This window comes from Dechloromonas aromatica RCB (assembly GCF_000012425.1).
In genome coordinates, this window is record NC_007298.1 from 3,230,542 (window position 1) to 3,248,844 (window position 18,303).

Below are 18,303 nucleotides of genomic sequence, written 5' to 3' on the forward strand. Positions count from 1 at the left end.
TCCCTCGGTAATACCGGGGGCCGAAGCCCCCAATTTTTATATACTTTCAGGAATCAGAGGACATCCGGCCTGAACCCGGTATCCCGATAAACCCCCTGAATGACCTCCTTGCCGATACGCCCTTCCATCTTCTGATGCACCGGTACCAGTGCTTTCTTGAAAGCCAGACGCTCTTCCTTGGTCGGTACATAAACAGTCGTCTTGCCACTCTTCTTCACAGCCTCAAGGGCGTTATCGTTCTCGACCTTGGCAATCTGGTTGGCGTAGCGGGTTGCCTGCTCCATCGCATCTTCAAGCTGTTTGCGAATATCCGTTGGCAGACCGTCCCAAAACTTCTTGTTAACGATCACTGCGTAGCCCAGATAGCCATGCTCGGTCAGCGTCAGATACTTTTGCACTTCGTGCATCTTCTGAGTATAGAGATTCGAAATCGGATTCTCTGTCCCGTCAACCACGCCGGTCTGCAGCGCCTGGTAAACCTCGGAAAAGGCCATCACCTGGGGCATTGAGCCAAGCGAACGCATCTGCTCCTCGAGCACCTTGGACGACTGGATGCGCATTTTCTTGCCCTTCAGGTCAGCCGGCGTTCTGATCGGGGTATTGGCCGAAAAGGATTTGAAGCCGTTGTCCCAGTAGCCCAGGCCGCGGATTCCCTTGGGCTCCAGCTTGGCCAATAGTTGCCTACCAACAGCGCCATTGGTGACTTTACGCAAAGCGTCATAGTCGCTGAAGATAAACGGCAGATCAAAGACCTCAAACTCCTTGACGCCCAGCGGACCAAACTTGGCCAGCGACGGTGCCAGCATCTGGACAGCGCCGAGCTGCAGCGCCTCCATTTCCTCCTTGTCCTTGTACAGCGTCGAATTAGCGTACACCTCGACCTTGACCTTGCCGCCAGTCAGTTCGGCAGCCTTTTTGGCAAACATTTCCGCAGCTTTTCCCTTGGGTGTATCAGCAGCCACAACATGGCTGAACTTTATGACAATGGGTTGCTGAGCATAAACAGCCAGCGACAGTGCACCAGCAAACAGGCCAATCAACAGCTTTGAAACATTCATTGTCGTCTCCTCTTTCTATCGAATCGCGTACACAAAATTGCACTTTAGTAAAAGTATTACGAAATACAGAACCAAGTCGTATTGTGGATTTCCACATACGATAGACAATAAAAAACCGCCGAGCTAGCCGGCGGTTTGATTTAATCGAATATTTTAATTAGTGGTGATCGATGATTGGGCGCGGAACGTGAGGAATGATCACGTCGGGAGCGTCATCGAGAACCAGCTCCGGATTCTCCGCTTCATCGGACGTTTCATTGTTGAGTACCGCATTCATTCGCTTGGCATCGAGTGCATTGCACCACTTGGCGACCACCAGCGTCGCCACGCTATTGCCAATGAAGTTGGTCAGCGCCCGGGCTTCGGACATGAAGCGGTCAATACCGAGGATCAATGCCAGACCAGCCACTGGCACGGTACCGACTGCCGACAAAGTCGCCGCCAGGACAATAAAGCCGCTCCCCGTCACACCAGCCGCCCCTTTGGAAGTCAGCAACAGGATGACCAGCAGCGTGACCTGGTGTTGCAGATCAAGCGGCGTATTGGTTGCCTGAGCAATAAATACGGCGGCCATGGTCAGGTAAATCGAGGTGCCATCCAGATTGAACGAATAACCGGTCGGCACGACCAGACCAACGACGGACTTCTGCGCACCGGCGTTTTCCATCTTGGCCATCAAGCGGGGCAGCGCAGATTCCGATGAAGAAGTGCCAAGGACCAGGAACAACTCCTCCTTGATGTACTTGATCAATTTGATGATTGAAAAACCATGGAAAGCCGCAATGCTGCCCAGCACACCGAGAATGAAGATCACGCAGGTCAGGTAGAAGGCGCCCATCAGGCTGGCCAATTGAGCCAGGCTACCGACGCCGTGCTTGCCAATGGTGTAGGCCATCGCGCCGAAAGCACCGATCGGGGCCACTTTCATGATCACGCCGACGATACCAAACAGCACGTGCGACAACTTTTCGATCAACTCGAACACTGGCTTGCCACGTTCGCCAAAAGAATGCATGGCATAGCCAAAAAGAATCGAGAAGAACAACACCTGCAGCATGTCCCCCTTGGCAAAGGCATCAACGACGCTGGTCGGGATGATGTTCATCAGGAAATCCGTCGTCGTCTGCATCTGACCCGGCTGAGCGTATTTGGCAATGCCCTTGGTATCGAGCGTCGATACATCGACATTCATGCCAACACCCGGCGCCCAGACGTTGACAACAATCAGGCCGATGACCAACGCGATCGTACTGACCACCTCGAAGTAAAGCACCGCCAGACCGCCGGTCTTGCCGACCTTCTTCATATCTTCCATACCGGCAATGCCGACGACGATGGTGCAGAAGATGATCGGGGCGATGATCATCTTGATCAGCTTGATGAACCCATCGCCCAGCGGCTTCATCGCCGCGCCGGTTTCCGGATAGAAATGCCCCAGCGACACCCCGATGGCAATGGCGACGAGCACCTGAAAATAGAGACTCTTGAATACCGCTTTTTTGGCCATGGAATATGCTCTCCTAAATAGCTTCAACCGGGAAAATCCGGAACACGATACGCAGTATCCCTAACCTGGCCTCATCAAACCATTGTGGTTATCCGAATTGTGGAAAACCACAATCGTCCGCACCGAAATAACGTGGTGTACCATTTTCAGCATGAATCAAGCCCCTCCACCCCTTCCCGGTAGTTCGCGCCGCCTGCGCTGGCTGCTCACCCTGCCCAAGCTGGGCATCGTGCTGCTGCTGGCCGCCCTGCTCGCTCTCCTCTGGCAACTCCACCGTAGCGAGATAGAGGAAGATCGCGCGGCGCTGATCAAGGATGTTCTGTGGCTCGAACAGAACCTGCGCTTCCATCTGAACAGCAACGAAGAGCAAGTCCAGCAATTGGCGCTGGAAATGGCCAACCCGGCCGGCCGTCAAAAAAAATTCCGACTCCGGGCCGAGCACATGCTCAAGAACGCACCGGAAATCGCCCAGATTCTTTGGCTCGACAACCACCGTCAGGTCATCGATGCGCTACCGACGAGCACCCCGCCCGACAGCGAAATCGAGTCATTCGGGCCACCGGTCACGGCCAAGGCCTTTGACACAGCGACCCGATTGGGCAAGCTGCATTACAGCGAACCCTTTTTCCTGGAAGGCAATCAGGCCTTCGTTGAAATGCTCGTCCCGGTATTTGGCGAAGAACACCGCATCAGCGGCATGCTGGCCGTGCTTTACCCACTAGACGCACTACTCGACAATCAGGTTCCCTGGTGGTTTACCGAAAAATACAAGGTCGAGATTGTTGACGATAACGACCTGCAATACGCCACCAAAACACGTATCGAAGGAAATAGCGACCAGCGCTACGAAATCCCATTCGACCCACCCGGCGCCGGCTTGCTACTCCGCATTACCAGCTACCACACGCCCGACAACTCGATGCAGCGCCTGCTGGTTGCCGCCATCATCCTGCTCGCCATCGGGGTTTTCTGGAGCCTGTGGCTGGTCCGCGACCTGATGAAAAGGCACAGCCGGACCGAAGAGGCGCTACGGGCAGAACACGCCTTCCGCGCAGCGATGGAAGACTCGCTGACCGTCGGCATGCGCGCTCGCGACCTCGTCGGCCGGGTCATCTACGTCAACCCGGCATTCTGCCGGATGACCGGCTTCAGCCCCGACGAGCTGGTCGGCGCAGCGCCACCAATGCCTTACTGGGCCCCCGAGCAACTGGAAGAAACCTATGCCATGCACCAGACCGTGCTGGCCGGAGAAGCGCCTTTAGACGGCTTCGAAATCACCTTCATGCGCAAAAACGGCGAACGTTTCCAAGCCCTGGTCTATGAAGCCAAACTGATTGACGGAAACGGCAAACACACTGGCTGGATGGCCTCGGTACTCGACATTACCGAAAGGAAGCGCGCCGAAGAACTGGCCCGCCAGCAGCAGGAACAGTTGCAATTTACTTCGCGGCTGGTAACGATGGGGGAAATGGCCTCTACCTTGGCCCACGAGCTGAATCAGCCACTCGCAGCGATCGCCAGCTACAACACGGGTTGCCTGAATTTATTGAACGACGGCAAAGCCAGTCCGAACGATATTTTGCCCGCGCTAGAAAAAATTGGCCTGCAGGCACAACGGGCCGGCAAGATCATCCGCCGCGTCCACGACTTTGTCCGCAAGAGCGAGCCCAAGCGCGCCTCTTGCCTGCTTGGCGAAGTGATCGAAGACTGCCTGGGCTTCATGGAGGCCGAAGCCCGCAAGCGCCATGTCCGGATCGAATGCAACACCCCGCCCATGCCGCCGGTCCTGGCCGACCGGCTAATGCTCGAACAGGTACTCCTCAACCTGATTCGCAACGGCATGGAAGCAATGGCCACGACCAGCGAAGTCAACCGCCTGTTGCATATCTCCATCGAAGTCAGTGAAAACGAATTGCGTATAAGCGTCAGCGACCAAGGTTGTGGCATCGCCCCGGAAGTCCGTGCCAAGCTGTTTACTGCCTTCTTCACCACAAAACCAGAAGGCATGGGCATCGGCTTGTCGATCTGTCGTTCAATCATTGAATTCCATCGCGGCCGCCTGTGGGCCGAAGAGAACCCCCATTCAACGACAGGAAACGGTACGATATTCTTCTTTACTCTCCCCCTGGAAAGCGCATGAGTACGCCGCAAGTCTATCTGGTCGACGATGACGAGGCGATCCGTGACGCCCTCGCCTGGCTGCTCAAGTCGCGCGGACTGCCCAGTACCGCGTTCGACTCGGCGGAAACATTCCTCGCCGCGTGGAACAAGGAAATGAGCGGTTGCGTCGTCCTCGACATGCGGATGTCAGGCATGAGCGGGCTGGATTGCTTCGATCGGCTGCACGAACTCAAATCAAGCCTGCCAGTCATTTTCCTGACCGGACACGGCGACGTTCCACTGGCTGTTGCCACGCTGAAAAAAGGGGCCTTTGATTTTTTCGAGAAACCCCTCAACGACAACGCCTTGGTCACCCGTATCGAGGAAGCCATGGCGCTTGATGCCGAGCAACGGGCAGCAAACGCTACGGTCGACTCGGTCAAGGCCCGCCTTTCCTGCCTGACCACTCGTGAACGCCAGATCATGGAACTGGTACTGGCGGGAAAATTCAACAAGGTCATCGCCGACGAACTGAACATCAGCATGCGCACCGTCGAGGTGCACAGAGCGAACCTTTTTGACAAGATGCAGGTCAAAACCGCCGTTGAGCTGGCCAATCTACTCAAACCCTGATGCCAATGCTTCCCTACGGCTTCTTTTTTCGCTAGCATCACAAAATATTCCCGTCGCCCCCCCAGGCGCAATATCCCCCAGTCGTTTCACCATCCCATGAGGCAACCATGAGCGAGCACATCCATTACGTAACCGACGACACTTTTGAAGCGGAAGTACTGCAATCGCAGCAACCCGTGCTCGTCGACTACTGGGCCGAATGGTGTGGTCCGTGCAAGATGATTGCACCGATCCTCGATGAAGTTGCCACCGAATACGCCGGCAAACTGAAGGTCGCCAAGGTCAACATCGACGACAACCAGGCCACCCCTGCCAAATTCGGCATCCGCGGCATCCCGACCCTGATGATCTTCAAGAACGGTAACGTCGAAGCCACCAAGGTTGGCGCACTGTCCAAGTCCCAACTCGCGGCTTTTATTGACAGCAACCTGTAATCTCCGTAGTCTCCTGGCCTGAGGGTGCGTTCTGCGCCTTCAGGCAGACGCGACAGGCAACCGTCCGGCGTCACATTCTCCTCCCCAAGATCTCCGCATCTGCGCCCTGGCCACCGGGCAACCGCCCGTTCTGTATCCGGCGCCACACACTCCCCACATGCAACTTTCCGAACTAAAGACACTACACGTCAGCAAACTGCTGGACATGGCCACCGAACTGGTCATCGAAAACGCCAACCGCATGCGCAAGATGGAGCTGATTTACGCCATCCTGAAGGCCAAGGCAAAAAATGGCGACACCATCTACGGCGATGGCACCCTGGAAGTTCTGCCTGACGGTTTCGGTTTCCTCCGTTCCTCGGACACTTCCTACCTGGCCAACCCGGACGACATCTATGTCTCCCCGTCGCAGATCCGCCGTTTCAATCTGCGCACTGGCGACACGGTCGAAGGTGAAATCCGTACCCCGAAGGATGGCGAACGCTACGTCGCACTGACCAAGCTCGACCGTATCAACGGCTTCTCGCCGGAAGCCAACAAGAACAAGATCATGTTCGAGAACCTGACGCCGCTACACCCGACGCGTCACCTCAAACTCGAACGTGAAATCAAGTCCGAAGAAAACATCACCAGCCGCGTCATCGACATGATTGCCCCGATCGGCTGCGGCCAGCGCGGCCTGCTCGTTGCGCCGCCGAAGACCGGCAAGACGGTGATGCTGCAGAACATCGCCCACGCCATCACGGCCAATCATCCGGAAGTCGTGCTGATCGTGCTGCTGATCGACGAGCGTCCGGAAGAAGTCACCGAAATGACCCGTACCGTCAAGGGCGAGGTCGTCGCCTCGACCTTCGACGAACCGGCATCCCGTCACGTCGCCGTCGCCGAAATGGTCATCGAGAAAGCCAAGCGCCTGGTTGAGCACAAGAAGGATGTCGTCATCCTGCTCGACTCGATCACCCGCCTCGCCCGCGCCTACAACACCGTCCAGCCAGCCTCCGGCAAGGTGCTGACCGGTGGCGTCGACGCCAATGCCCTGCAGAAGCCGAAGCGCTTCTTCGGTGCGGCGCGCAACATCGAGGAAGGTGGCTCGCTGACCATCCTGGCCACTGCGTTGATCGACACCGGTTCGCGCATGGATGAAGTCATCTACGAAGAATTCAAGGGTACCGGCAACTCCGAAATCCATCTCGACCGTCGCATGGCCGAAAAGCGGATGTACCCGGCGGTCAACGTCAATCGTTCCGGCACCCGTCGCGAAGAACTGCTGCTCAAGCCGGACGTCCTGCAAAAAATGTGGGTGCTGCGCAAGCTCTGCTACCCGATGGACGACCTCGAAGCTATGGAATTCCTGCTCGACAAGGTCAAATCGACCAAGGGTAACCAGGAGTTCTTTGACGCCATGCGTCGGGGTTAAGCCGCACAAAAACTATTGCAAGCGCGTGATTTTTCGAAGATAATCACGGGCTTCCCAGATCGGCCAAATCCGCCGGTCGCTAGATTAAAGGACAAAAGATGAAAGCCGATATCCACCCGAATTACAAAGAAATCCAGGTTAATTGCTCTTGCGGCAACACCTTCACGACCAAGTCGACCATGAGCAAGGATGCTTTCCACGTTGAAGTCTGTTCCGCCTGCCACCCGTTCTACACCGGCAAGCAGAAGATTGTCGACACGGCCGGTCGCGTCGAGAAGTTCAACCAGAAGTTCGGTGCCATGCGCGGCAAGTCTGCTGCCTGATCTGCCCGAAATGCGTTATAAAAGGCAGCCGACTGGCTGCCTTTTTCATTTCCGGCCAATATGTCTGAATTAAGCACCCTGCTCCGTCGCGGTATCCGCTTGCCTCCGGCCGGCTGGATGCTTGCCGCCATGCTCGCCTTCTACGTGCTGGCCGGCCTGTTCGGCCGCGATCCGTGGAAGGGCGAAGACGCCATTCACATCGGTGCAGCATGGCACATGCTGCACTTCAGCGACTGGCTGTCTCCCGACCTGGCCGGCCGGCCATTCCACGAACCGCCGTTGTACTACTGGAGTGCCGCGCTGACCGGCAAGGCATTCGGCTGGCTGCTCCCTCTCCACGAGGCCATGCGTCTCGCCAGCGGCATCTGGGTCACCTTGGCCTTGATGGGCCTGTACTACGCCAGCCGCGAGCTGTACGGCGAGGACTCTGCAGCCGCGAGCCCGATGTTGCTGGCAGGTTGCGCCGGCCTGCTCTTCCATGCCCACGATGCGCAGCCGATGCTGATTGCGCTTGCCGCCTATAGTGGCGCTCTGGGTGGCTTGGCCGCGATTGGGCGCAAGCCACGACTGACCGGCATCTACTACGGACTGGCCGTTGCCGGTTGCCTGCTCGGCACCGGCATTGCCCCAACCCTGCCGTTACTTGCCATCGCCCCGGTCGCCTGGTGGTTATCCCCTGACCGCCCCAAGGCCTTGCACACACTGCTCATCGGTTTTGGCATCGCGACGGTGCTGATTCTGCCATGGCCACTGTTACTGCTGACCCTTGAACCAGCACGTTTTCATGGCTGGCTAGCCACTGAACTGGCGCCGCTGAAGACCCCGTTCTCCTTCGGCGGCGGCAGCCGTTTCCTGGCCATGTTGCCCTGGTTTGCCTTCCCCGCCATGCCGCTGGCGGCCTGGACCTTATGGACCAGACGCAAGGAACTGCAGACCCCGTCGTTCTTGTTGCCGCTCTCCTTCCTGCTGATCACCCTGCTGATGCTGGCCTGGGCGTTCCGCCCCCGGGAAATCCCATCCCTGTTGCTCTTGCCGTCACTAGCCCTGCTCGCCACGCCTGGCACGCTGGCCCTGCGTCGCGGTGCAGCCAATGCCTTCGACTGGTTTGCAATGTCGACCTTCAGCCTGTTCGTCGCCGTCGTCTGGCTGGCCTGGTCGGCAATGGCCCTTGGCTGGCCATCAAAACTCGCCGAGCGGGCACTGATCCTGCGCCCCGGTTTTGTCGGCCACTTCAGTCTGGTCGCACTGCTCATCGGCCTTGCAGCCACGGCGTGGTGGATCTGGCTGATCATCACTGCCCCACGCTCACCGTATCGCAGCCTGACGCACTGGACACTCGGCTTCACAACCTTGTGGCTACTGGCAACAACGCTGATCCTGCCATGGTTCGACTACGGCAAGACCTACCGGCCGGTCGCCCAGGCGATCGCCCAGGCCCTGCCAGCCGATCACGGCTGCCTGGCCGAACGCGGCTTGAGCGAAACCCAGCTGGCGTCGATGTCCTATTTCGTCGAAATCGAGCCGGTTGCCGAAGACTCCAAGGCGGGCCAAGCTTGCAACTGGCTGCTGGTAGTCGGCGACACGCGCCGTGAGTTGGCAGCACCGGGCAAGCAGTGGTCCAAGGTCTGGGAAGGCAGCCGCCCCGGGGACCGCAAGGAAAAATTCCGTCTTTTCCGGCGCTAAGGGCGGGCGTTGTATCCCCGTCGGGGCTACAACGCTTTCAAACGCACGCCTTAAGCAGCAGGCTTGGCCAAAAAGTGTTCCCGGTAATACTTCAGTTCGTCGATGGACTCGTAGATGTCAGCCATTGCAGTATGCTTGCTCTTCTTCTTGAAGCCTTTATAGACCTCCGGCTGCCAACGCTTGCACAACTCTTTCAGCGTGCTGACATCGAGATTCCGGTAGTGAAAGAAGGCTTCGAGGGTTGGCATGTAACGTGCCATGAAACGACGATCCTGGCCGATTGAATTGCCACACATCGGCGAGTGCCCGACCAGCGAATATTTCTTCAGAAATTCCAGCGCCTCAGCTTCGACTGCTGCTTCGTTCATCGTCGATGCCTTGACCTTGTCGATCAGACCGGAACGACCGTGGGTTTTCTGGTTCCAATCATCCATGCCAGCCAAGATTTCGTCCGACTGATGCACGACCCAGGAGGGAGACTCAGCAACCATTTCCAGTTCGGAGTTGGTGACGACCATCGCCATTTCGATAATGCGGTCGCCATCCGGGTTCAAGCCCGTCATTTCCATGTCCAGCCAGACGAGGTTGTTTGCGTTGCCTGCCATATAATTGCCCGATTCCTTTAAAACCCCGATTTTCGCACAGCTTTCACTGACCTTCGTGACCGAAACCTTCAAGCTTTTCTTTCTCGCCTTCTTTGCGCTAACGCTCGCCACTCGCCTGTGGCTGAAGCTGCGGCACATCCGCTTCGTTACCGCCCACCGCGAAAAACTGCCGGCGGATTTCGCCGAACGGGTGACGCTGGCGGCCCACCAAAAGGCGGCCGATTACACCGTGGACCGCAGCAAGGTAGCGGTTATCAGTACACTTATTGAAGCCACACTGCTGCTGGCACTGACCCTCGGCGGCGGGCTGACCAGCCTTCACGAATTCTGGATTCTCCGAACCGATGGCCTGGGCTATGGCCTGGCGATGATTTTCAGCCTGATGTTCATTTCCGGACTGATCGACCTGCCGCTGTCGCTCTACAGCCAGTTCGTCATCGAGGCCCGCCATGGTTTCAACCGCATGACGCTCGGCCTGTTCATTGCCGATCTGATCAAACAGACGCTGCTCGGCATCGCGATCGGCACCCCGGTGATCCTCGCCGTGCTCTGGCTGATGGGCGCGATGGGGCAATACTGGTGGCTTTATGTCTGGCTGTTCTGGAGCAGCTTCAATCTGCTGATCATGTTCGTTTATCCGACCTGGATCGCCCCGCTGTTCAACAAGTTTTCGCCCCTTGAGGATGGCGAAATGAAAGCCCGCATCGAAGCCCTGCTGGTCCGCTGCGGCTTCCGCTCCTCCGGCCTCTTCGTCATGGATGGCTCGAAGCGCTCCAGTCATGGCAACGCCTACTTCACCGGCTTCGGCAACAACAAACGGATCGTTTTCTTCGACACCCTGCTATCCCGTCTCGAACCGCCAGAAATCGAAGCCGTACTGGCCCACGAACTCGGCCACTTCCGCAAGAAACATGTAGTCAAGCGCATGGTCATCATGTTCGCCGGATCGCTCGGCTTTCTCTGGCTGCTCGGCCAACTGATCGATGCGCCGTGGTTTTATGCCGGCCTTGGCGTGACAGCACAAAATACCGCCCTGGCACTGATCCTCTTTTTCCTCGTCATGCCGGTACTCACCTTTCCATTTACCCCGCTGATGAGTCATTTTTCCCGCCAGCACGAATTCGAGGCGGATGCCTATGCGGCCGAACACGCCGAGGGCGGCGATCTCGTCTGCGCCCTGACCAAGCTCTACCAGGACAATGCTTCAACGCTGACGCCCGACCCGCTACACTCGCTGTTCTATGACTCCCACCCGCCAGCTGCCCAGCGCATCGCGCATCTGCAACTTCAGGAAAAAACCGCATGAAACCGATCATCGCGCTTCTTGCAAGTTCTCTGATCACGCTACCGGCCTTTGCCGAGCCGTGGGGCAATGCCGACCCCAAACCCGGCAAGGAGCATCACGACAAGGCCTGCGTCGCCTGCCATGTTCGGCTTTACGGCGGCGATGGCAGCAAGATGTACACCCGCGAAGCCCGCCTGCTATCGACCCAGCTCGACGTCCTGCAACGGGTCGCCACCTGCAACTCGCAGATCAGGGGGGGCTGGTTTCCTGAAGAGGAAGCCGAAGTCGCTGCCTACCTGAACCAGCAGTATTACCACTTCAAAGAATGATGGAAGGCCGCGTTATTGCCGCCCACGGCCGCCAGTACGTCGTCGAACTGGCCGATGGCAGCCTGCTGCCCTGTTTCCCGCGCGGCAAGAAAAGCGACATTGCCTGTGGTGACCGCGTGGATATCAAGCGCACTTCAGATGACCAGGGAGTGATCGAGGCCATTCAGCCACGAACCAGCCTGCTCTATCGTTCCAATGAAATCCGTCAGAAGCTGATTGCCGCCAATGTAGACCAGATCATCATCGTGGTCGCCACCGAACCAGCGTTCTCGGACGAACTGATCACCCGCGCCCTCGTCGCCGCCGAAAGTGAGGAAATCGAACCGCTGATCGTCCTCAACAAATGCGATCTTCTCGACAAACTGCCGGCCGCCCGTGAACGACTGGCGCCTTTGGTTGCCCTTGGTTACCGCGTCCTCGAGCTTTCCGCCCTCGACCACGCCGAAGACCTGCGCCCCTACCTGGCCGACCGCACCAGCGTGCTCGTCGGCCAATCCGGCATGGGCAAGTCCACGCTGGTCAATGCGCTGATTCCGGAAGCCAGGGCGGCGACCCGCGAAATCTCGCAGGCACTCGACTCCGGCAAGCACACGACGACCCATGCCGAGCTCTACCATCTGGATGACAACAGCCATCTGGTCGACTCACCCGGCTTGCAGGAATTTGGTCTCGGCCATCTCGACCGCCAGGAAATCGAAATCGCCTTTCGTGAATTTCGTGACTATCTTGGCAAGTGCCGTTTCCGCGATTGTCGGCATGATCGGGAACCGGATTGTGCGTTGCTCGCCGCGATTGATGCCGGAAAGATCGACAAGACCCGCTTTACCACCTACCGCCGTATTGTTGGCACGCAAGGCAGCAACTGAAACCCGGGTATTCCTGCGGTTGGCAACCAATCCGGGTTTACAAAGATAGCTATATCCCTCTCAAAAGGTGATAATTCTGGCAAAGTCGCAAATGTTGCGCGACCGGAGAAAATGAATGGGCGCCAGCCAGCCGACCATACTGATTGTCGATGACACCCCTGAGAACCTCAGCGTTCTGGGGGAGCTATTGCAGCCCACGTATCGCGTGCGAGCCGCGAATTCCGGACGACGTGCCTTGCAGATTGCCCTTGGCACCCCAACGCCCGACCTGATTCTCCTCGACGTAATGATGCCGGAAATGGACGGCTACGACGTTCTCACCGAATTGCAGGCATCGGCAGCCACCCGCAGTATTCCTGTGATCTTTGTCACTGCGATGGATGGCACGGAAGACGAAGAACGCGGCCTCGATCATGGTGCGGTGGACTACATCACCAAGCCGATCCGCCCCAGCATTGTATTGGCCCGGGTGCGCACCCAACTTGAACTCAAGGCCGCCCGCGACATCCTCAGTGACCAGAACAGCTTTCTCGAAGCCGAAGTCGCCCGCCGCATGCGCGAAAATCAGCTGATCCAGGAAGTCAGCATCCATGCACTGGCCCGCCTCGCTGAAACACGCGACCCTGAAACCGGCAAGCACCTCCGGCGGACACAGGAATACGTGCTGACGCTGGCCAGGACGTTGCGCAACCACCCCCGTTTCACCAACTATCTGGATGAGCGGACGATCAACGCGCTCGCCCAGTCAGCGCCATTGCACGACATCGGCAAAGTCGGAATCCCCGATCACATCCTGCTCAAACCCGGCAAGCTGACGCCGGAAGAATGGGAAATCATGAAGACACATGCCGAGCTCGGCAGCAACGCTATTGCCCAGGCGGAAGCAGACGCCGAAAAGCCTGTCGAATTTCTCGCCATTGCCAAGCAGATAGCACGCTCGCACCACGAAAGATGGGATGGTAGCGGCTACCCGGACCGCCTCGCCGGTGACGACATTCCGATTGCAGCCCGCCTAATGGCACTGGCCGATGTTTTCGATGCGCTGACGTGCAAGCGGGTCTACAAACCCGCCTTTTCCTTCGATGACGCTTACCGCATCATCGTCGACGGCAGCGGCAACCATTTTGACCCTGATGTAGCCAACGCCTTCATCCAGGAATACGAGACCTTCATCAGCATCGCCAAGACCTACGCTGAATAGGCCATGGATTCCGCCCTGCCGGCCAGACAGCACAAGAAAAATCAGCCAGACCTCGATATTGGTCGTATTCAAGCGCAAGACACCGCGATGTTGAAATTCGATGTCGCGTGAAGCCGTAATTCCGCAGAAAAACACACAGCCATAAGCCACACCAAGCAGTTCATACCCACTCATGCACACCATGCCCTCCTCCACCCTCGGCGACATCATGACCAGCGATGTGCGCAGCCTGCCGCCGCAAGCGACCTTGGAGGATGCCGCCAAACTGATGGCCGCAGAGCACATTTCCAGCCTACTGGTGATCGCCGATGGCGAGGCATTGGGAATCGTCACCGAAAGCAATATTCTCCGCGCCCTGCACGCACGCCAGCCCCGGGAAACCCGACTCGACGTGATCATGTCGCAGCCGCTGATCACCGCCCCCAGCGATCTGAACCTGATCAGCGCCCGACGCCTAGTCGAAGAGCGCAACATCCGGCATCTGGTGGTGAAAAATCCAAACGGCACCGTCGCCGGCATTGTCAGCGACACCGATTTCCGCATCCGTCTTGGCACCGCTGCCTTTCAGCACCTGCGAACGCTGGAAGGCATCATGGATCGTCAGATCCCGAAGCTCCCCCCCGATGCCCTACTCGACCAGGCCATTGCCTGCATGGTCAACAACGCGGCAGACTATCTGATTGTCAGTAACGATGACACGCCACTGGGCATTCTGACCGAGCGCGACATACCGCGCCTGCTCGACAAATTCCTCACTCCGCATGACGTCCGCCTGGGGGAGACGATGAGTTCCCCCTTGCGCAGCGTCAATGTCGAGATGTCGGTCACCGGCGCATTGGAGGCAATGAACCGCTTCCACCTCCGGCACATGGTCGTCCTCGACAATAACGGGAAAATTCTCGGGGTTGTCAGCCAGCGCCGACTTTTCGAGCAACTGGCCCTGGAACGACTGGAAAACGCCCTGCACCAAATGCAGCAGGAACGCGATCGCCTTCGCCTGGAGGCACACCTCCAGTTGGCCCTCGACGTAGCCGGTGCCGGCAGTTGGGAATACCAGCACGATACCGACCGTCACATTGTCAGCGATGGCGTCCAGGCCTTGCTCGGGTGTACTCAGGACGATACCCCGAGAACACTGAACGAATGGATGGAACGTATCCACCCGGATGACAGGCATCTCCTGGCCACAGCAGCCAGCGCTGACCACGGCAAGACCCCGTCACAAGTCGTCGAATACCGGATACGCCATCAGGACGGGCATTGGATCTGGGTTGAGAATCGTAGCTGTGTCACCGAGAGGAATGCCGATGGCAGCCCGATGGTCACGGCAGGCATCCTCAATGACATTACCGAACGAGAACTGGCCCGCCAGCAGATTACCCGACAGAATCGGGCACTTCGCATGATGACCGCTGTCGCTCAGATTCTCGTCCGCTACACCGATGAACAGCAGATGCTTGCCGAAATCTGCACCGTCGCCGTCGAAGTCGGAGGCTATATGATGGCCTGGGTCGGCGAAGCGCGAACTGACGAGAAAAAGAGCATCGTGCCGACCGCCGAGTCTGGCCTCATCGGGGACTACCTGAAGCAACTGAACATTAGCTGGGCCGACGCGCCCAACGGTCAGGGACCGACTGGTCGTGCCATCCGCACCGGCGTACCGAGCATCATTCGCGACACCGAAACTGATCCTTCATTCACCCCTTGGCGAGAAGCGGCCAAAACGCTCGGTTTTCGCTCGTCAATTGCGCTCCCGCTCCGCGTTGACGGCAGGATCGTCAGCGTCCTCAGCCTCTATTCGAGCAGCATCGACCCCTTTGATGACGACGAAATCGCCCTGCTCTGCAATCTGGCCGGCGAACTCGGCCTTGGCATCGGCATGCAGAGATCCAGGCAGACGCTTGCCCACAGCGAAGAAATGCTCCTCCAGGCCCAGCGGCTGGCCAGGCTCGGCCATTTCACTTTCGATGCGGCGACTGACGTCCTGCGAGGCTCACCAACCCACAACGAATTATTCGGCATTGAAGCCGGCCTCGAAATCGACACTGATACCTGGCTGTCACTGATTCATCCCGAGGACCGCCAGCGCATGGCCGACTATTCGCGGGATCACGTTTTTCGTGGCCGACAGCCTTTCGATACCGAATACCGCGTCATCCGCCGCAACGATGGCGAAGTCCGCTGGCTGCATGGCGCCGGCCAGATCGAAATTACTGCCAATGGCCGGGTGGCCCGCCTTTTCGGAACCAGTCAGGACATCACCGAACGCAAGCATTTCGAACGACGCCTGAGCCGGAACGAAAAGGCGCTGAAGGAAGCCCAGGCCATCGCGAACTTGGGCAGCTGGACGCTGGATATACTCTCCGACAAGCTGACCTGGAGCGACGAGGTTTACCGGATATTCGGCGTAGCCAAGGATCAGCCGCTGAAACTGGGCGACTTTCTCGCCCGCATTCACCCGGATGACCGTGACCGAGTCCAGGCCGACTGGAATGCCGCACTTCAGGGCAGTCCCTACAACAGCGAACACCGGATCACCGTCGATCAGCAAGTGCGCTGGGTGCGTGAGCGGGCCCATATCCGCATCGACGATGAAGGGAGGGCAGCCTTCGCGGTCGGCACGGTTCAGGACGTCACCGAGCGCCACGAAGCCGAAGAACAGTTGCGCAAGCTGTCACTGGCCATCGAGCAGACGCCGCACAGTATCGTCATCACCAACACCGCGGCCAAGATCGAATACGTCAACGAAGCCTTTGTCCGCAACACCGGCTATTCGCGCAGCGAAGCCATTGGCTCCAATCCGAGCGTGCTGCACTCCGGAATGACTCCCGGAGAATCCTACAACGAGCTGTGGCAAACTTTGGGGCGAGGGGAAGTCTGGCATGGTGAATTCATGAACCGGCGCAAGGACGGTTCAATCTACGAAGAATTTGCGATCATCTCGCCAGTACGGCAGCCGGATGGGAAAGTCACCCACTATCTCGCGATCAAGGAAGACATCACCGAGAAAAAACGCATCCAGTCCGAACTGAACAGCTACCGTCAGCATCTGGAGCAACTCGTCGCCGAGCGAACCGAGGAACTGAACCATGCCAAGGATGAGGCTGAATCGGCAAGCCGGGCAAAAACAGCATTCCTGGCCAACATGAGCCACGAAATCCGGACACCGATGAATGCAATCATTGGCCTCACCCACCTGGCTCAGCGCAGCACCAGCGATCCGGAACAAAACAAGCGCCTCGGCAAAGTCGCGGACGCCGCGCATCATCTGATGTCCATCATCAACGACGTACTCGATATTTCAAAAATCGAAGCCAACAAACTGAAACTCGAAAACACCGATTTTTCGCTGGCCCAACTCTGCACCGCAGCCTGCGAACTGGTCACCCAGCGCGCCGATGCCAAGCGCCTGCCGGTGACCTGCATCATTGACCCGGCACTGCCGCCAGTACTATGCGGCGACCCGCTGCGTATTCAGCAGATATTGCTCAATTTCCTGTCGAACGCCATCAAATTCACCGAGCGCGGCAAGATTGACATCCGTGTTCAGGCGCTTCAAAAATCCGGTGATGGCATCCTGATCCGCTGCGCAGTCAGCGACACTGGCATCGGCATCGCATCAGATGCACAGCGAAAGCTCTTCGTACCCTTCGAGCAGGGTGATGCCTCGACTACCCGGCGCTATGGCGGCACCGGACTGGGACTGGCGATCAGCCGGCGCCTAGCCGAAGCCATGCATGGCGAAATCGGCGTCGACAGCAAACTAGGGCAAGGCAGCACCTTCTGGTTCACCGCTCGGCTATCTGTCGGCGCAGGCGAGCAAGATGCCGGTTACGACCAGCCTGCTTCAACCACACATCAGCTTGGCGCACACATCCTGCTGGCCGAGGACAATGCAATCAACGCCGAAGTCGCCAGCGACTTGCTGCGCGGTGCTGGTCTCAAAGTCGATCTGGCCAAAGACGGGGCCGAAGCCTTGAGCCTCGCTCGCCGGCAACACTACGACCTGATTCTGATGGACATGCAGATGCCGGTCATGGATGGCCTCGAAGCCACCCGACAGATTCGTACGCTACCCGGCTGGGGAAAGATTCCCATCCTGGCGATGACCGCCAATGCCTTTGACGAAGACAAGGACACCTGTCTCGCTGCCGGCATGAACGACCACGTCGCCAAACCTGTCGCGCCGGACGTTCTTTTCGCTGCGCTGGCCCGCTGGCTGCCCACTCAGACAAGCATCCAGATTCCCTCGACCGCCCCTCAGAACACCTCCAGTCTGCTCGCGCACATCGGAGGTCTGGATAGCAATTTTGGCCTGCGGGCAGTACGCGGCCGCCTGGATAGCTACCTCCGCCTGCTTGGCAAATTTTCCGAAAACCATCTCGATGACTTCTCGAGAATTCGCGAGAATCTGGCCAGTGGCAACCTGGACGAGGCGCGCCGCCTGGCCCACTCATTGAAAGGGGTCTCCGCCACGCTGGGGGCAGAGGACATCCAGCAGACAGCCATGGCCCTTGAATTGGCCATCAAGGAGAGACATCCGACAGAGGCTATCGAACCATTGATCGAGCAGTCGGAAAAAGCCTATCTCTCGCTGCATCAGCAACTGGCCGCCCTCAAGATCAACGAACAGGCAAGCGCCAATGTGGGGGATGCTTCGGCCACAGCCGACTTGGTCGAGCATGTCCGGCGCGAATTGCAGCAGGGTGAAATCAGTGTCCAGGAACTGGTTCGCCAGCAAGCCAAAACCTTGCAACAGGTGCTTGGCTCGGCTTACCCGGAATTTGAAGGACTGGTTTCATCGTTCGACTTCGAAGATGCGTTGATCTTCCTCGACCAGTATCGAATCAAGTAAAACCTAG

14 protein-coding genes are annotated in these 18,303 nt (G+C 58.0%); 11 read left to right on the forward strand and 3 right to left on the reverse strand.

The annotated features are described in order from the left end of the window. Nucleotides 1-53: 53 nt before the first annotated feature. A complete protein-coding gene (locus DARO_RS15335) occupies nucleotides 54-1,058 on the reverse strand; it encodes a TRAP transporter substrate-binding protein (RefSeq protein WP_011288721.1) in 1,005 nt (334 codons plus the stop codon). Nucleotides 1,059-1,215: 157 nt separating this feature from the next. Continuing rightward, on the reverse strand, nucleotides 1,216-2,565 hold the full coding sequence (locus DARO_RS15340; RefSeq protein ID WP_011288722.1) for a dicarboxylate/amino acid:cation symporter: 1,350 nt from the start codon (nucleotides 2,563-2,565) through the stop codon (nucleotides 1,216-1,218). A gap of 151 nt (nucleotides 2,566-2,716) precedes the next feature. Here DARO_RS15340 and DARO_RS15345 point away from each other — a divergent pair, with 151 nt between their 5' ends. The 6 genes from DARO_RS15345 (at nucleotide 2,717) to DARO_RS15370 (ending at nucleotide 9,155) form a co-directional block, all read left to right on the forward strand. Then, a complete protein-coding gene (locus DARO_RS15345) occupies nucleotides 2,717-4,705 on the forward strand; it encodes a PAS domain S-box protein (RefSeq protein ID WP_011288723.1) in 1,989 nt (662 codons plus the stop codon). Then, nucleotides 4,702-5,298 (forward strand): response regulator, encoded by a 597-nt coding sequence (locus DARO_RS15350; protein WP_011288724.1) that lies wholly within the window; start codon nucleotides 4,702-4,704, stop codon nucleotides 5,296-5,298. The genes DARO_RS15345 and DARO_RS15350 overlap by 4 nt, the downstream gene beginning before the upstream one ends. 107 nt (nucleotides 5,299-5,405) lie before the next feature. Beyond that, the gene (gene trxA / locus DARO_RS15355) at nucleotides 5,406-5,732 is read left to right on the forward strand and encodes a thioredoxin TrxA (RefSeq protein WP_011288725.1); all 327 of its coding nucleotides are present in this window, start codon (nucleotides 5,406-5,408) and stop codon (nucleotides 5,730-5,732) included. A gap of 157 nt (nucleotides 5,733-5,889) precedes the next feature. After that, nucleotides 5,890-7,149 (forward strand): transcription termination factor Rho, encoded by a 1,260-nt coding sequence (rho, locus tag DARO_RS15360; protein WP_011288726.1) that lies wholly within the window; start codon nucleotides 5,890-5,892, stop codon nucleotides 7,147-7,149. A 98-nt stretch (nucleotides 7,150-7,247) separates the two neighbouring features. Continuing rightward, complete coding sequence (gene rpmE, locus DARO_RS15365) at nucleotides 7,248-7,472, forward strand: 50S ribosomal protein L31 (protein WP_011288727.1); 225 nt, start codon at nucleotides 7,248-7,250, stop codon at nucleotides 7,470-7,472. Nucleotides 7,473-7,532: 60 nt separating this feature from the next. Continuing rightward, nucleotides 7,533-9,155 carry a hypothetical protein gene (locus tag DARO_RS15370; protein ID WP_011288728.1) on the forward strand — a complete coding sequence of 541 codons (1,623 nt, stop codon included), beginning with the start codon at nucleotides 7,533-7,535 and terminating at the stop codon, nucleotides 9,153-9,155. A gap of 50 nt (nucleotides 9,156-9,205) precedes the next feature. On the opposite strand, the gene orn is transcribed toward DARO_RS15370, so the two are convergent. Then, nucleotides 9,206-9,760: an oligoribonuclease gene (orn, locus tag DARO_RS15375; protein WP_011288729.1), complete on the reverse strand. Its 555-nt coding sequence runs from the start codon at nucleotides 9,758-9,760 to the stop codon at nucleotides 9,206-9,208. A 55-nt stretch (nucleotides 9,761-9,815) separates the two neighbouring features. On the opposite strand from orn, the gene DARO_RS15380 reads away from it, so the two are divergent. The 5 genes from DARO_RS15380 to DARO_RS21875 all read left to right on the forward strand — a co-directional run bounded on the left by DARO_RS15380 (nucleotide 9,816) and on the right by DARO_RS21875 (nucleotide 18,296). Further along, nucleotides 9,816-11,066, forward strand: coding sequence for a M48 family metallopeptidase (locus DARO_RS15380; protein WP_011288730.1), 1,251 nt, complete (start codon nucleotides 9,816-9,818; stop codon nucleotides 11,064-11,066). Further along, nucleotides 11,063-11,374: a hypothetical protein gene (locus tag DARO_RS15385; RefSeq protein ID WP_011288731.1), complete on the forward strand. Its 312-nt coding sequence runs from the start codon at nucleotides 11,063-11,065 to the stop codon at nucleotides 11,372-11,374. The genes DARO_RS15380 and DARO_RS15385 overlap by 4 nt, the downstream gene beginning before the upstream one ends. Beyond that, nucleotides 11,371-12,240 carry a ribosome small subunit-dependent GTPase A gene (rsgA, locus tag DARO_RS15390; protein ID WP_011288732.1) on the forward strand — a complete coding sequence of 290 codons (870 nt, stop codon included), beginning with the start codon at nucleotides 11,371-11,373 and terminating at the stop codon, nucleotides 12,238-12,240. The genes DARO_RS15385 and rsgA overlap by 4 nt, the downstream gene beginning before the upstream one ends. 115 nt (nucleotides 12,241-12,355) lie before the next feature. Then, nucleotides 12,356-13,441, forward strand: a complete 1,086-nt coding sequence (locus DARO_RS15395) for a response regulator (RefSeq protein WP_011288733.1) — start codon at nucleotides 12,356-12,358, stop codon at nucleotides 13,439-13,441. A 181-nt stretch (nucleotides 13,442-13,622) separates the two neighbouring features. Next, nucleotides 13,623-18,296 (forward strand): PAS domain-containing protein, encoded by a 4,674-nt coding sequence (locus DARO_RS21875; protein ID WP_198134052.1) that lies wholly within the window; start codon nucleotides 13,623-13,625, stop codon nucleotides 18,294-18,296. The last annotated feature ends 7 nt before the right edge of the window (nucleotides 18,297-18,303 follow it).

Coding starts and splice junctions, on each gene's coding strand:
- trxA (WP_011288725.1), top strand. CDS start 5,406: ATGAGCGAGCACATCCATTACGTAACCGACGACACTTTTGAAGCGGAA.
- DARO_RS15345 (WP_011288723.1), top strand. CDS start 2,717: ATGAATCAAGCCCCTCCACCCCTTCCCGGTAGTTCGCGCCGCCTGCGC.
- rho (WP_011288726.1), top strand. CDS start 5,890: ATGCAACTTTCCGAACTAAAGACACTACACGTCAGCAAACTGCTGGAC.
- orn (WP_011288729.1), bottom strand. CDS start 9,760: ATGGCAGGCAACGCAAACAACCTCGTCTGGCTGGACATGGAAATGACG.
- DARO_RS15335 (WP_011288721.1), bottom strand. CDS start 1,058: ATGAATGTTTCAAAGCTGTTGATTGGCCTGTTTGCTGGTGCACTGTCG.
- DARO_RS15350 (WP_011288724.1), top strand. CDS start 4,702: ATGAGTACGCCGCAAGTCTATCTGGTCGACGATGACGAGGCGATCCGT.
- rsgA (WP_011288732.1), top strand. CDS start 11,371: ATGATGGAAGGCCGCGTTATTGCCGCCCACGGCCGCCAGTACGTCGTC.
- rpmE (WP_011288727.1), top strand. CDS start 7,248: ATGAAAGCCGATATCCACCCGAATTACAAAGAAATCCAGGTTAATTGC.
- DARO_RS15385 (WP_011288731.1), top strand. CDS start 11,063: ATGAAACCGATCATCGCGCTTCTTGCAAGTTCTCTGATCACGCTACCG.
- DARO_RS21875 (WP_198134052.1), top strand. CDS start 13,623: ATGCCCTCCTCCACCCTCGGCGACATCATGACCAGCGATGTGCGCAGC.
- DARO_RS15370 (WP_011288728.1), top strand. CDS start 7,533: ATGTCTGAATTAAGCACCCTGCTCCGTCGCGGTATCCGCTTGCCTCCG.
- DARO_RS15395 (WP_011288733.1), top strand. CDS start 12,356: ATGGGCGCCAGCCAGCCGACCATACTGATTGTCGATGACACCCCTGAG.
- DARO_RS15340 (WP_011288722.1), bottom strand. CDS start 2,565: ATGGCCAAAAAAGCGGTATTCAAGAGTCTCTATTTTCAGGTGCTCGTC.